At 43.6% G+C, this 13917-nt stretch carries 13 protein-coding genes; 6 read left to right on the top strand and 7 right to left on the bottom strand.

Going from position 1 to position 13917, the window contains the following annotated elements; genetic code table 11:
- Window positions 1–214 precede the first annotated feature (214 nt).
- From AB4493_RS11600 to AB4493_RS11590, 3 genes are read right to left on the bottom strand one after another with little or no spacing between them, the layout of a single operon-like run.
- On the bottom strand, window positions 215–529 hold the full coding sequence (locus AB4493_RS11600) for a GIY-YIG nuclease family protein (protein WP_017061768.1): 315 nt from the start codon (window positions 527–529) through the stop codon (window positions 215–217).
- Window positions 530–1186 (bottom strand): YceH family protein, encoded by a 657-nt coding sequence (locus AB4493_RS11595; protein ID WP_372154995.1) that lies wholly within the window; start codon window positions 1184–1186, stop codon window positions 530–532.
- Window positions 1187–1242: 56 nt separating this feature from the next.
- A complete protein-coding gene (locus AB4493_RS11590) occupies window positions 1243–1443 on the bottom strand; it encodes a hypothetical protein (protein ID WP_017068647.1) in 201 nt (66 codons plus the stop codon).
- 195 nt (window positions 1444–1638) lie between these two features.
- Between AB4493_RS11590 and AB4493_RS11585 the strand changes: the two genes are divergently transcribed.
- The 3 genes from AB4493_RS11585 (at window position 1639) to AB4493_RS11575 (ending at window position 3153) form a co-directional block, all read left to right on the top strand.
- Window positions 1639–1953 (top strand): DUF496 family protein, encoded by a 315-nt coding sequence (locus AB4493_RS11585; RefSeq protein WP_004730049.1) that lies wholly within the window; start codon window positions 1639–1641, stop codon window positions 1951–1953.
- Between the two features lie 170 nt (window positions 1954–2123).
- Complete coding sequence (locus AB4493_RS11580) at window positions 2124–2750, top strand: D-Ala-D-Ala carboxypeptidase family metallohydrolase (protein ID WP_372154994.1); 627 nt, start codon at window positions 2124–2126, stop codon at window positions 2748–2750.
- 166 nt (window positions 2751–2916) lie between these two features.
- Window positions 2917–3153 (top strand): hypothetical protein, encoded by a 237-nt coding sequence (locus tag AB4493_RS11575; RefSeq protein ID WP_017061772.1) that lies wholly within the window; start codon window positions 2917–2919, stop codon window positions 3151–3153.
- Between the two features lie 31 nt (window positions 3154–3184).
- Here the strand turns inward: AB4493_RS11575 and AB4493_RS11570 are convergent, their stop codons facing one another.
- Window positions 3185–5749, bottom strand: a complete 2565-nt coding sequence (locus tag AB4493_RS11570) for an ATP-binding protein (RefSeq protein WP_372155026.1) — start codon at window positions 5747–5749, stop codon at window positions 3185–3187.
- Between the two features lie 892 nt (window positions 5750–6641).
- Between AB4493_RS11570 and AB4493_RS11565 the strand changes: the two genes are divergently transcribed.
- On the top strand, window positions 6642–8078 hold the full coding sequence (locus AB4493_RS11565) for a glyceraldehyde-3-phosphate dehydrogenase (protein WP_017068649.1): 1437 nt from the start codon (window positions 6642–6644) through the stop codon (window positions 8076–8078).
- Between the two features lie 239 nt (window positions 8079–8317).
- Here AB4493_RS11565 and AB4493_RS11560 read toward each other — a convergent pair whose 3' ends face one another.
- Window positions 8318–9391: a hybrid-cluster NAD(P)-dependent oxidoreductase gene (locus AB4493_RS11560; RefSeq protein WP_065585007.1), complete on the bottom strand. Its 1074-nt coding sequence runs from the start codon at window positions 9389–9391 to the stop codon at window positions 8318–8320.
- A gap of 101 nt (window positions 9392–9492) precedes the next feature.
- Window positions 9493–11154, bottom strand: a complete 1662-nt coding sequence (gene hcp / locus AB4493_RS11555; protein WP_017068651.1) for a hydroxylamine reductase — start codon at window positions 11152–11154, stop codon at window positions 9493–9495.
- A gap of 273 nt (window positions 11155–11427) precedes the next feature.
- Between hcp and AB4493_RS11550 the strand changes: the two genes are divergently transcribed.
- Both AB4493_RS11550 and AB4493_RS11545 read left to right on the top strand, forming a co-directional pair.
- Complete coding sequence (locus AB4493_RS11550) at window positions 11428–11658, top strand: hypothetical protein (protein ID WP_017061777.1); 231 nt, start codon at window positions 11428–11430, stop codon at window positions 11656–11658.
- Window positions 11659–11711: 53 nt separating this feature from the next.
- Window positions 11712–12875, top strand: a complete 1164-nt coding sequence (locus AB4493_RS11545) for a carboxylesterase (protein WP_017061778.1) — start codon at window positions 11712–11714, stop codon at window positions 12873–12875.
- 393 nt (window positions 12876–13268) lie between these two features.
- On the opposite strand, the gene AB4493_RS11540 is transcribed toward AB4493_RS11545, so the two are convergent.
- Window positions 13269–13883: a LysE family translocator gene (locus AB4493_RS11540; RefSeq protein WP_017061779.1), complete on the bottom strand. Its 615-nt coding sequence runs from the start codon at window positions 13881–13883 to the stop codon at window positions 13269–13271.
- Window positions 13884–13917 lie beyond the last annotated feature (34 nt).

Below are 13917 nucleotides of genomic sequence, written 5' to 3'. Positions count from 1 at the left end.
GATGATAAATGATAGCGTCTAACACTAATTAGAACGACATTCTAAATGAGCAATATGTTAATTTGGAATGGAGATTAAGAACATCGAGTTAAATTATGATTTCAGCCCATTCACGGTAAGAGTAATTACCATTTAAATTCATAAGCTTAGCTAGAGCCGATATAGCTCCTTACACTATTAAGATTTAATCAATAACAAACATTTTAGCTATGAATTATGAGACTTCGATATATTGAATTTTGTCTTTTTGCCACTCAATAATCAGTTTGAGTGATACCAGTTTTTCTTTGCGGGATTTGGGCAACTGCTTGATCGCGTATTCGGTTTTCAACGCCTCACTTTTTGAGCCAACACCAAAGCTCCAAACCAGCTTAAGTGGGCCTTTACCTTTTAAAGCTTTGGCGCCTTTACCGGTTTGATGTTGTTCAAATCGACGTTCTAGATTGTTCGTCACGCCACAATAAAGGGCATTGTGACGATTGCGGATCAAGTACACGACCCAATCCGCATTTTTATCAGCATCTGACATTTAAAGCAGTGATTCAACCAGAGCCTTAAGCTCTGCCACTTCTGCTCGTAGGCTTGCAACTTCAGACTCAAGCTCTTCAAACTTTTCACTCGTTGCAGAGGGGGCAGCCGCGCTTACTGATGCCATCGCAAACGCTTCAACGTCCACTTCACCGCTCAACAAATGCTGGTAGCGTGATTCACGTTTACCCGCTTCGCGTGGCAGCTTCACAACCAAGGCACCTGCTTCTCTTGCAGCGAGTTTGTCTAATGTTGCTTCTACTTCTTTCACATCACTAAAGTTTGCAAGGCGACCCGTTCGAGTACGAAGTTCACCGGGTGTTTGCGCACCGCGCAGTAACATACAGCAGATGATTGCACGCTCTTGCTCTGTAAATTGCAGATCGCCGAACTCAGTGTTGCAGAAACGATGCTGATACTTATTAACACGGCTATTGAAGCTGCTCTCATCACTCACCATGCGACGTCCGATTAAACCATCAACTGCATCTAAAACATCTGACTCAGAAAGAGAGAGAACAGGTTCACGGTTACTCTTTTGATTGCATGCCGTGGTTAAACTGTTCAGTGTCAGTGGGTAATGATCGGGAGTAGTGATTTCTTTCTCGATCAAACAACCGATAATTCTCGCTTCAATTGGGGAAAGTACTGTGTTCATCGTTTTTCCTTTTTATTATTTTGATAATTCCATCTCAACACCTAACAATGCAGTAACTAGTGTTCAGACAAAATTGGTACTCGTTTCTTTCTGCCCTGTTCATCAATCATTATGATCTTAGAACGGTTTAGCTCTATTTCCACGACTTCCAAATAAGTACGCTCTTGTACATACGCATCACGAAGCTTGTTTTGTTCTGCTGAAGATTCAGTGACATTGTCGTCCAATTCTTCGTTTTCCAATTGTTGTTGATTCATTTCACATTTCGTATCAATGCAGTATCTACATGGGATACTAACTTGAACGGTAAGATAAAAACAATCACACATCAGCGAGAGTGACGAATAATTAAACAACCTTACTTTTGCTTTGATCTAAAGACTGTTACATCATCAATTGATGTGCTTTAATCAGAAGCAGACAACGTATTTGACGAATAGGAAAAGGAATCTATGAGCAGCGTATTTGAAATTGTTAACCAAGCACGACGTAAGAACAAACTTAAGCGTGAACTTTTAGACAACGAAAAGAAAGTTCGCGACAACCGCAAGCGTGTCGACCTCCTTGATAACCTACTTGATTACATCAAGCCAGAAATGACTCATGACGAAATCTTAGGCATTATCAAAAACATGAAAGCAGACTACGAAGACCGTGTTGATGACCACATCATTAAGAGCGCAGAGATTTCTAAAGCGCGTCGCGATATCAGCCGTCGTATTCGTGAACTAACAGAAGAAGACAAGCAAACCCAAGGTAAGAAGTAATCTAACCGAGTAAATTGACTTGCAATAATGTTAGCAACCCACTCTTTGTAGTGGGTTTTTTTGTACGTAAATTCTATCGTCTATACTTAATTGAACGTAAATGATTTGGTGACAGCAAGTTATCAAGTGAAGGTAAGTTACTAAGTAAACGCAAGCAATGGAGTGACCCTATGTACGCAAGTATTCTGATTACCTTAGCGCTATCATCAACTCAGCCCTACCCCGAAGAATTTGAGAGACTTTACACTGAAGAGACAGAAATCACTTACGACGACCTCGTAGTAGATGTTCATGGTTACAAGGTTCCGACTCGATCGGCATTTCGAGGTTGGATGCTTCTTAATCATGCAGAAGATAAAGTAAAGGAAGTTGGGCAACAGCTCAAAGATGCTGGTGTGACCAAAAGTATGCCATTGCATTTAGTGCTACTTCAAGGAACAGACTGGGCAATGAGTAACACCACTTTGTTTACCCTTCCCAATAAGAAAAACGTGCCTAACATGATCAATACCTTGAAATACATACAACAATATATTGAGCCTGAAATCGGTGTTGTTATACCAGTATCTGGAGAGCGAACCGATATCTACAATCAACAAGCTGGTGGTGCACTGCGAAGTAAGCACTTAGAGTTTTGTGCCTTAGACCTAGTGCCTGCAAATGACATTACTCGCGAAGATCTACACGTGAAACTTAAAAATATTCATTCGGAATTCGGGCAAAAAAATAATGTTGGGCTTGGTTTATATTCAGGTGTTCGATTCCACATCGATACTTGTGGGTTTAGACAATGGTAAAGAAACACGATCAAGTCATAAAGACCTGCAATTCGCACGTGTCACTTAGACTCTAAAAACAAGCGAAATTACATAAGATTATGATTTTAAATGTAAATTAAAACCGGAACGCTAATTGATATTAATAACAAGTATCATAATTATTAATAGCAATTAGGAATTCAATATGAAGACGATGACTCAACGCTTTCAAACTCTGCTTTCTGTTTCAAACTTCAGTCTAGCTATCACAACCTTGCTTATGCTTCTCAGTATTATTGTTGCTTATCCAATGGCCGATCACTTCTCACTGCCAATTCAAATCGTCGCCCACATCAGCACCATCTTAGTCGCAGCCTTGCTGAACATCAGCTATGTCGGTCGTTGCCTTGCACAATACAACCTTGGATTGGAAGTTCGTTAAGTAGCGCCGCGCTAGCCTTGATACGGGAGCCCTAGACAATATCAAGGCTACTGAAAAGATCGTACAGCTGGTGAGATTTATAGGGTTTAGGTAAGTAGGCGTTCATACCGGCTTCAAAACAATCTTTGATGTCTTCTTCTAGAACACTGGCGGTTAAAGCTATGATGGGTAATGGTGTGACTTGTTGATCGGCTTCCCACTGACGTATCGCACGAGTCGCCGTTATGCCATCCATAACAGGCATCATGCAGTCCATTAAGACTGCATCAAACTGAGCACCCTGGGTGATGACATCCACCGCTTCTTGGCCATTACTGGCAATCAAATATTCATAACCCGCTTGCTCAAGGAAGAAGCTCGCTATTTTTTGATTCATCAGATTGTCTTCAACGATCAAAATGCGTCGATTCAGAGAGCGAACTTCTTCATCTTTTGCTTCCACTTGAGGCGTTTGCTCTTCGCCCACATCGAGAGATTGTAAGCTGGTTAAGAAACGTCGGCCCAAGAATGGCAAGGTATGAGTCGAGTGGACCGTTTCTCTGATTAGGTTGGTTTTAAATAGGTGATGCTGACAAACGATGACGCGAGCAAGAGGATATATCACCTTCAACGTCGCAAGATCTTTTTCCATAGAGTGGTGCAAGGTATGACAATAAAGTATGAAGTCACTTTCTTTTACACTTTCACTAAGGGCAGCAATGGATGACACCACATTGGCTCGAACATTCAAACGCTCACACTCTTTAACGAGCTGATCGAGGTAATTGAAAGAGTTCGAGATGATGGTCGCTCGGCTCAGGTTATCGAAAGTTTGAACAGGCGCTTCTACAACATCGACATACAAACAAAAAGTGAATGTAGAGCCCTCTCCTTTCACTGAACGCGCGGTAATGTAACCACCCATCAAATCAACAAGCTGTCGACAAATCGCAAGCCCTAACCCCGTACCGCCAAATTGACGGGTAATGCTGCCATCTTCTTGAGTGAAAGGTTCAAATATGGACTCTAACTTCTCGGGCTCAATCCCAATCCCGGTATCAGACACGCTGCATTCAAGCTTGCCCCTGCCCATAGACATAGGTGTATAAGCAATGTCAGTTGTAATTGTGCCCTTAGACGTAAATTTGATGGCATTAGAAAGCAGATTGGTCAGCACCTGTCTCACGCGGTACTCATCGAAAAACAGTTGTGACGGCGTTTGATAATCGATATTGATGTCGAGCTCAATATCCTTACTTATCGCTTTCGACTGAATCACACTCACAGAGTCATAAACCGCTTCTCGCAAATCAGCATTGTGTGGTGACAACATCAAGTTACCCGACTCGATTTTAGACAGGTCGAGTATGTCATTCAGCAGCACCAGTAAAGAGTGAGAGGACGATTCGATATCCCCCAGTACTTCTTGTTGATTTGGGCTCAGTTGGCTTTGAGATAAGATCTCAGCCATGCCAATGATCCCGTTAAGTGGCGTGCGTATTTCATGTGACATATTTGCTAAGAATGCGCTTTTGGCTTTGTTAGCCGAAATCGCGTCTTCTTTTGCTGTTATCAACTCTTTGTTGTGCAGATAGTTGCGTTCCATCACTCGATTTAGGGTTTCAGTGAACTCGGCAAGCTCATCGTTCCCTTGGATACGAATCACCTTTGGCTGGCCGTAGCTATCAGCGCATTCCGACAAACCTTTCAAGATAATCGACAGGTTTCTGTTTAAGCGCAGAGATGTCGCAACCCCAAGCCACATCAAAACACCAGAAGCGATGAGTATAAGCAACGTCATGACCAAGGTTTGCCTTTTCTGCAACGCGATATTCTTGGTCAGTTCAAACTGTATTTGATTGGTGTAAGCGCCAATCGCGTTTGAAATAGCCCGTTTTTTAACCTCTAAGCTTTTCAAGTGTTGATATATTTCGGGTGATGAAAAGTCCCCTTTGAGGATTCGAGATATAAATTTGTCTTGAAAATCATCTTTGGCGACCGCGTTTAGCAACTGTCTAATGTTTGGAGAACGCGTATCCGAACGGAAAAATGTATCTAATAGCTGTTGCTGCCTCTCTAGAGCAGCGACATAGCTAAGCAAGTATTGGTTTTTAAACTCTGGGGAGCGATTCAAACTGAAGCTTAACCACGCTTCTCTCTGAGTCCAAAACACATAATGCGTAAGATTGATAAACATCGCTTCAGCTTGACCGATATTTTCATCGACTAAGGCCATACGATATTCAGACAGCTCCATCAGCACGTCTTTTAACAAGTCGAAAGCGCGCTCTGTCAATTTTCTGCTGTCTGTCGTTTCAGGTGTACTAGCTAGGATCATCAACAACTTTTTCAATTCAGCTAACTGAGGGTCAATACTCCAATTGCTGTCGAACCGTTGAAGTCGCATTCCATACTGAGTCAGTCTATCCAGTTCTGATTGCAGTGTTAAAAGCAACTGACCTTTCTCAGGGGAGTCATTAGACAGCACCAACCATCGATAAGCATCACTTGAAACCGTATTAAAAGATTGAAGCGCTTCGACCTTAATACGCGTTGTTTCAAGGTGATTCATCTTCTCATCGTTCTTAAGCACTTCATTCACTGTAAACCCGAACATAATGAGTACAGAAACCGTGGAAAGAAAAATAAGACGCCATCTAATTGACATGTTTATCATTTTTATAACGACTCCCTTCCCGAAAGTAATTTACCTAACCCAAATTAAGAATAGGACATTAACAGAGGGTTATTGATCAAATTGGATATGAACAAACGATACTCTGAGCCCAGAACGAAAAATTAAAGCCAACTGGTATCCAGAAAAGTGCTTTAAAGCGGAAAGGCGTGCTTTATTAAGACTGGTTTAAACAAGCGAGGTTTCAGTGAGCAAAAGGTAAACAAAAGACGTTTTCTCCAGTTATTATCACCGGCATAACAAGTACACATCCACATTCTGCGGCTCAACTAGACTGTGAATAATGACTCTGCGTGCTAACAAAGTGGATAGTTAGGTTAAAATTGTGACATCCAATCGTTTGCGTGATGCACTTTTCACACTCAAGCTAGGCTTATTCAAAGGTCGAACATCAATACTCGTTAATTCCCTTATTTATCGTTTACTGTTTACGTGTAACTTGAGTTAGCGATCACACCTTTAATGTTCAATATGACCTGTATTACATATTACCCTTTGAATTGAGTATTTTTTGACGAAAAATAAGTGCTACAGATTGTTAAAGTCAATAGTCTTTATCTACGTTCAAATCTTGATTTATGGCTAATATAAAGCCAATTTACAGATATTTTGTCTGCATTTATTTTTCCTAGCAGAATAACCCGTCGCACCTTACAATCCTGCCACATAAAAATTACAAGTTACACACAAGGTATATCAGCACATTTAAGTGGCAATAGAGACCACAGACTGATGCCTCAAATCCCCTATGCTGATTGGCTTCCCTACAACCGCCATGAATGCAGAAACTTAACGTGAAAGGTCCCGAGTAAAGATGAGTCCCGAAAAGCACCTCCTAGATTGGCAAACTAGTCAAACCATTGCTGAATCCATCGCTCCAACTTTAGGTCAGTTATACCGTCAAAAAGGCGTAGAAGTTATCCTCTTTGGTAAGACCTTAGTTAACGCGACAACTATCGACATCATCAAAGCTCACCGCATCGCAAAACGTTACACTGGTTCTCCTCTTACAGCAGAACAGACTCAACCTATCATTCAACACCTTCTCTCTATGGACTTATCTCCATGTCGTATTGATGTTGGTCGCCTTGCGCATTCATTCTGGCAAGATCGCGAAGACACACATGGGTTGGATGATTTCCTACAAACTGCACTTATCGAATCGCTTGAAGGCGATGCAATGACAGAACCTCGTGACGTTGTATTGTACGGTTTTGGTCGTATTGGCCGACTGCTAACTCGTCTGTTGATCGAGAAAAGTGGCCCGGGGTACCCACTGCGTTTACGTGCAATCGTTGTACGCGGCGGCAAAGATGGCGACCTAGAAAAACGTGCAAGCCTGCTTCGTCGTGACTCTGTACACGGCCAATTCAACGGCAGCATTGTTGTAGACCAAGAACGCAAAGCGATCATCGTTAACGGTAACTTCATCCAAGTTATCTACGCAAACAAACCAGAAGAAGTGGATTACACGGCTTACGGTGTTGAAAATGCACTTGTGGTTGATAACACAGGCGTATGGCGTGACGCGGAAGGCCTGAGCCAACACGTTGCGTGTAACGGTGCGAAGAAAGTGCTACTGACTGCACCTGGTAAAGGCGACATCAAGAACGTGGTATTTGGTGTGAATGAAAATGTTATTCAGCCAGAAGACACCATCATCTCTGCAGCAAGCTGTACTACTAACGCAATCACGCCAGTATTGAAAGCGGTTCACGACAAGTTTGGCGTGCTGTCTGGTCACATCGAAACGGTGCACTCATTTACCAATGATCAAAACCTAATCGATAACTTCCACTCGGGTGATCGTCGTGGTCGTGCTGCATCATTGAACATGGTACTGACATCGACTGGCGCTGCTAAAGCAGTATCAAAAGCGATGCCGGAAATGGAAGGTAAGCTAACAGGTAATGCGATTCGCGTTCCTACGCCAAACGTTTCAATGGCAGTTGCGAACCTAAACCTTGAGAAAGGCACAAACAAAGAAGAGTTGAACGAGTACCTGCGTGAAATGGCGCTGTCTTCTGCTTTGTCTGCACAAATTGATTACACAGACTCGACTGAGATTGTATCTACCGACTTGGTTGGCTCTCGTCACCCAGGTGTGGTTGACGGTGTGGCGACTATCGCACAAGACAACCGTGCCGTGCTGTACATTTGGTACGATAACGAGTTTGGCTACAGCTGCCAAGTTGTTCACTGTATGGAACAGATGATGGGTGTACGCTACAAGACATACCCAGAAGTTTAATTAACTTCGCTCTTGTAGATACGTCCATCGCAACAAGCTCCACAACATAATAACTATATCTGCGAAGTCTGTATGGACTTCGCAACCCCTTTTGTTTTACTCCCCCGTATAAACAAGAGGGTTGCCACTTAGATCTGCTCTCTCTAACTGATCTAGGTGGCCTTTTTACATCTAGCGCCCTAACTTTTATCGCTATAATAAGATCTTGTCTTCATCACTCTTGCACAGCTTTACGTCTGTTATAACTCAACCTCAACATCTGACTGAATCGAGCTTGAACATGCAAGCACGTAGCCCTGTTCAATCTGCTCTGGCGTCAATGTTTCTTGGCTGCTTGATTCCACAGATCCTTTGGTCACTTTGCATTTACACGAACCACAAATCCCACTACGACAAGCGATAATAATTGGAACGCCTGCTTTTTCTAATGAATCCGCCAATGGTGTGCCAGTTTCCGCTTCAACTTCAGCGCCGAACGCAGGCACAAATACCTTAACAGCACTATTCGTATCGTCAGCAATTTCGGCGTTTGACGCTTCTGATTGAGCATCCTGAGTAGCAGGAGTAAAGCTTTCTTGATAGAAGTTATCCATGTTGAACTCAAGCTCTTTCAGATAACTCTCAATATCTTGCATGAAGCCGACAGGCCCACACAGGTAAACCGTTCTATCTAAGATATCTGGGCTCAGTTTCACCAACCAGTTTTTATCTAAACGACCTTGAGGGGCGGTTGTTCCTTCGTTGTCTTTTAACAGCAGTTTTAAGTTGAAATTCGCATGTGATTCATCGAGCTGATGAAGTTCTTGAAAGTAGATAGTCTCAAGCTTGTTGCGTGCCATGTGGACGAAATCAATCTCAATGTCACTGTCACTGTCACTGTCACTGTCTTGAGACAGCCAATATTTTACCATCGCCATTACGGGTGTAATGCCACAGCCCGCACTCACTAGCGTTACTTTCTTTGTTGCCGTTGGCATGCAATCAATACAGTTAAACGAGCCTGCCGGCTTCAACACAGAAACCTCGTCACCTTCATCAAGCTCATCAACAATAAAGTTCGAAACCAAGCCACCTTCCACACGCTTGACCGTCAACTTCAGGCGGTTATCTTCGGGGCAAGAAGCCACGGAATAAGCACGGTAATCCGTTTTCGTCGGCATATCTAAACCCAAGGTGATGAACTGACCGGGCTTAAAATTGAAATGTAAATCTTGTGGAATACTGCCAAGCTCAAAGCTGACCGTATCTGGCGTCTCGTGCCATTTCTTTAAACACACTAAATTGATTGAATCGCTATCCGACCATGCATACATAGTTCACACACCTCACTGATACTAAAGAATTAAATCTAAAAAGCCCCGCCGCTGCACGTTCCTAGAGAACAGCAACAACGGGGCTTGGGAGTGGGCTTAGATTAAGCCGCTAAGATTGTTTTAAGATCTTGCTCTGGCGTTGAGATAGAACGCATATCGAACTCGTCTTGAATAATCTTTAGTAGGTTTTCAGTTAGGAATGCAGGCGCTGTTGGGCCTGTGTAGATACCTTTCACACCCAGTGCGAACAGAGTAAGCAGGATAACGATCGCTTTTTGCTCGAACCAAGAAAGAACAAGTGTTAGTGGTAGTTCGTTGATGCCACAATCAAACTCTTGAGACAGCGCAAGAGCAAGCTGAATCGCTGAGTATGCATCGTTACATTGGCCAACATCGAGCAGACGTGGAATACCGTTAATGTCGCCGAATTGGTTTTTGTTGAAACGGAATTTACCACATGCCAATGTCAGGATTACTGAATCTTCTGGCGCTTGAGCTGTGAAATCTGTGTAGTAGCTACGTTCAGATTTGTCGCCGTCACAACCACCCACTAGGAAGAAGTGTTTGATGTTGCCTTCTTTCACTTGTTCAACAACCGCAGGCGCTGCTTCCATCAAGGCGTTACGACCAAAACCGACAGTGATCATTTGCTCGATCTCGTCATGCTTAAAGCCTTCTTGCGCAAGAGCACAATCGATCACTGCACTGAAATCGTCACCTTCAAGGTGAGCAACACCCGGCCAGCCTACGATGCTACGCGTAAATAGGCGGTCAGCGTACGAGCCCACATCTGGGTTAAGCAGACAGTTAGATGTCATTACGATCGCACCTGGGAAGTTCGCAAATTCTTTTTGCTGGTTCTGCCAAGCGCTGCCGTAGTTACCCGCAAGGTGTGGGTACTTGTTTAGTTCAGGGTAGCCGTGTGCAGGTAGCATCTCACCGTTGGTGTAAACGTTAATGCCCTTGCCTTCCGTTTGTTGAAGGATCTTTTCTAGATCATGCAGGTCGTGACCAGAAACAAGGATACAGTGACCTCGCTTCGTCTTCACATTCACGGTTGTTGGTTGAGGGTGACCGAAGGTATCTGTCTCGCCTTTATCCAACATTTCCATGACCTTGTAGTTCATTAAGCCGATCTGCATAGACGTATCTAACAGTTGTTTTAGGTCTGATGGATCTGTACCTAGGAACGCCATGATTTCATGGTATTCAGCGAAAATAGCATTATCAGTTTGACCAAGAACACGTGCGTGCTCCATGTAAGCTGCTGCACCTTTTAGACCGTATAGGCAAAGAAGGCGAAGACCAATCACATCTTCGTGTTGAGAGTCGTGACCACGGTTTACCGCCGCTTGAGGGGCAAGCGCCAATAGCTCTGAAGAGTCCGTTGGAAGGTCGAATTGAGCAGCAGCAGAAAGCGCTGGGATCTCAAAACCAATCAATGTCGCTGCCGCGCGAACCTGTTGCTCTAAACGCTGCTTGAATTCATGGGACTGTTGTGCGAATTCGATGATACGAGCAGGGTCGAAGTTAACGTTGGTTAGTGTTGCGAAAAACGCTTTTGGCGCCCACTCGTCGATTTCAGTATCAATAACATCACACGCACGGCCCAAATTGGCCCAAAAAGAAACACCTTGAAGAGAATGCACCAACACGTCTTGAAGGTCGGATACTTCCGAAGTTTTACCACACATACCTTGTGCGAAAGAACAGCCTTTTACGGTTGGGGTTTGAATTGTTTGTTCACATTGAATACAGAACATATAAGGGCTCCAGTAATTTTTATTAACTGTAAGTACTTTGCTTACAGTGACTTATTCCAACCCCTATAGAGCATCAAGCGTGCCAACTTTTAACATATTGATTTTATTAAACTTAGTTTTATTCCATGTTTTTAGTGCGTGATTATGACTACATATAAACTCCCTAACAGCACACATCCGTGTCATAGTGACTCTCAGAGATTTATTAACGGCGTTCATGTTTCGTTCAGAATAGAAGCGATAAAGTAACAACATAGAAAAAGAGGAATGAATATGAAAAATATATTAGTTACGATTGTTGCATTGTTTACTGGCCTTTTGGCGTTATTCACAAGCTTGATCCTTGCTATTCCTTTAGCTATTGCAGCTTTAATTACTGGCAAGCGCATTCAGAATCAAATGAAGAAACAAGGTTTCGCAGCTCATATGAACACTCGTCAGTCATCAACCAATGATGCCGGTGTTATTGAAGGTGAATACGAAGACCTTTCAAGCAAAAAGTAACCTAAACTTTAGTTTCAGACATAGTGAAAGCACAACAGAGACAAGATTACATAATGCAAAGAAAGCCCCTCCTAGCACTGCTGGCCTTAACGACTTTAAGTCTCGTTGGTTGTTCCAACGAGACACCGATACCCGCTTACGAAACATCTCCAGACTTGCCTAGCTATCAGCAAGACAGCTTTGATGCCTACGTCAATGACACACAAGATTGGTTATTGAAAAACCGCGTGTTCATGACGGAAGACAAGCAACTTGAGATCCAACTCAATTCACCAACCGAGTATCAACCAACCTCGCCAAACGGCAAGGCGGTATTATTGGTTCATGGATTAGGCGACTCACCTTACTCATTTAAAGACATCGCTACCCATTTGGCAGAGCAAGGTTACTTAGTGAGAACCGTATTACTTCCGGGTCACGGCAGTCGCGTGGGTGATTTAATGCAGCCGAGCCTAGAAGATTGGCAAGGTGTGGTGGCTCATCATACGAAGTTACTTGAGCAAGAGTATGATTCTGTTTGGCTAGGCGGCTATTCAACCGGCGCGAACCTCGTGACTTCACAGGCGATGAACGATCCAAAGATCTCTGGGTTACTGCTGTTCTCACCTGCGTTTCAACCGAGCTCGTCTGCCGTTCAATACGCGGGACTAGCAAGCTACTTTGTCACTTGGGCGGATCAAGATCCTGAAGACAATGTGTTGCGTTACAACTCGTTGCCAATGAATGGTGCATCGGTTTACTACGAGACATCAGAAGTCGTACGTGGTGACTTACAAGATAAACACTTCGATAAACCAGTTTTTATTATGATGAGTGAAGGCGACAGCGTGATTGACACCAACTACGTTCAGCAAGCCTTTACTGAATCTATGCCGAATCCAAACAATGTGTTGGTTTGGCAAGGAGAGACGACTCTCGAGGATCCTCGCGCTGTTCAGTACAGCATGAAGATCCCAGAGCAACGCATCTCGAACGGCTCTCACATGGGCTTACTGTTCTCACCAAACAACCCTTATTACGGAATCAATGGTAGCGAGAAGATTTGCTCCAATGGTCAGGCAGAAGGGTTTGAAGAACAATGCAATGCAACCAGTGAGGTTTGGTACTCAGCTTGGGGCTATCGTGAAGAAGGGAAGAACCATGCGCGTTTGACCTACAACCCCTACTTCTCAGACTCGATGGCGAAGCTAGATGCCGTACTGAACTCTGAAGGCTAATAAGCTCAAGTCTTCCAAAAGCTAATCCAGAGAAATCAAAAAGGCTCACTAGATAACGTCTAGTGAGCCTTTTTTAATGAGTGTCGTTTCTGGTGAACGTCTAGGGTCTGTTGACCTTTAGAGCTGATTTTTGCAGCACTTTGTGGGAAATTTCTACAAGGCAGAGGCTTTGAAGTGTAGCTAGCCTACATGAGAAGCCGATAACGCAGTAGAAATGAACCACAAAGGCTGCCCGAAGGGTTCGGCTAGAATCGTTTTATGCTTTGTTAAGAAGTATTAACTTAGAATGACTAGGCTACATACTCCTTGCCGCGCCTAAAACGATTCTATCTCGAACAAAATTTAACCACTAAAAGTTAACAGACCCTAGTTACTTATTCTTATCGTTTACTGCTATATCGTCCACACCACGCGAACAGCAAGCAGGATCAGCACCACGCCAGATAGTCGATCAATCAACTGAGCTTTCGAGCGAATACGCTCAACAATCAATGGGCTAGACAACACCAATGTGATAAAGGTGTACCAAAGGCCGTCGACAATCAGCGGCGTTGAGACAATAATCACTTGATTGGTCAGTTCATTACCTAGCGCTACAAATTGGCTAAACAGAGCGATGAAGAACAATGCGATCTTTGGGCTCAAGATAGAGATCAAGAAAGCCTCACGAGCAGACTGCATGTAACTCATCTTTTCACCCGCTTCTAATTTCGCGGCAACACCACCTTTCGAACGTAACGCATTAACGCCAAGATAAAGCAGATAAGCAGCCCCCGCTAAGCTAATACCTTTAAATAACATTGGGGATTGCTCAAGCACAACGGCTAAACCAACAATGGTTGCGAACGCATAAATACCGATACCAGCAGCGTGTGACCAAGCTGCGATAAGCCCGTTCATACGGCCACCAGCCAAACTGTGTTTAGCGATCATCGCCAAGCTTGGGCCCGGAGACATTGCACCCAACAAGCAAATCGCTAATAAAGAAAACCAAATTGTTACTGTCATCATTCCATTCCTAATAAAATAAAGCGTTCCAGCT

Source organism: Vibrio sp. 10N.222.55.A1, from assembly GCF_041473835.1.
Classification (GTDB): Bacteria; Pseudomonadota; Gammaproteobacteria; order Enterobacterales; family Vibrionaceae; genus Vibrio; species Vibrio crassostreae_C.
The sequence above is the reverse complement of the archived record's forward strand: the minus strand, read 5'-3'. Positions and strand labels throughout refer to the sequence as shown.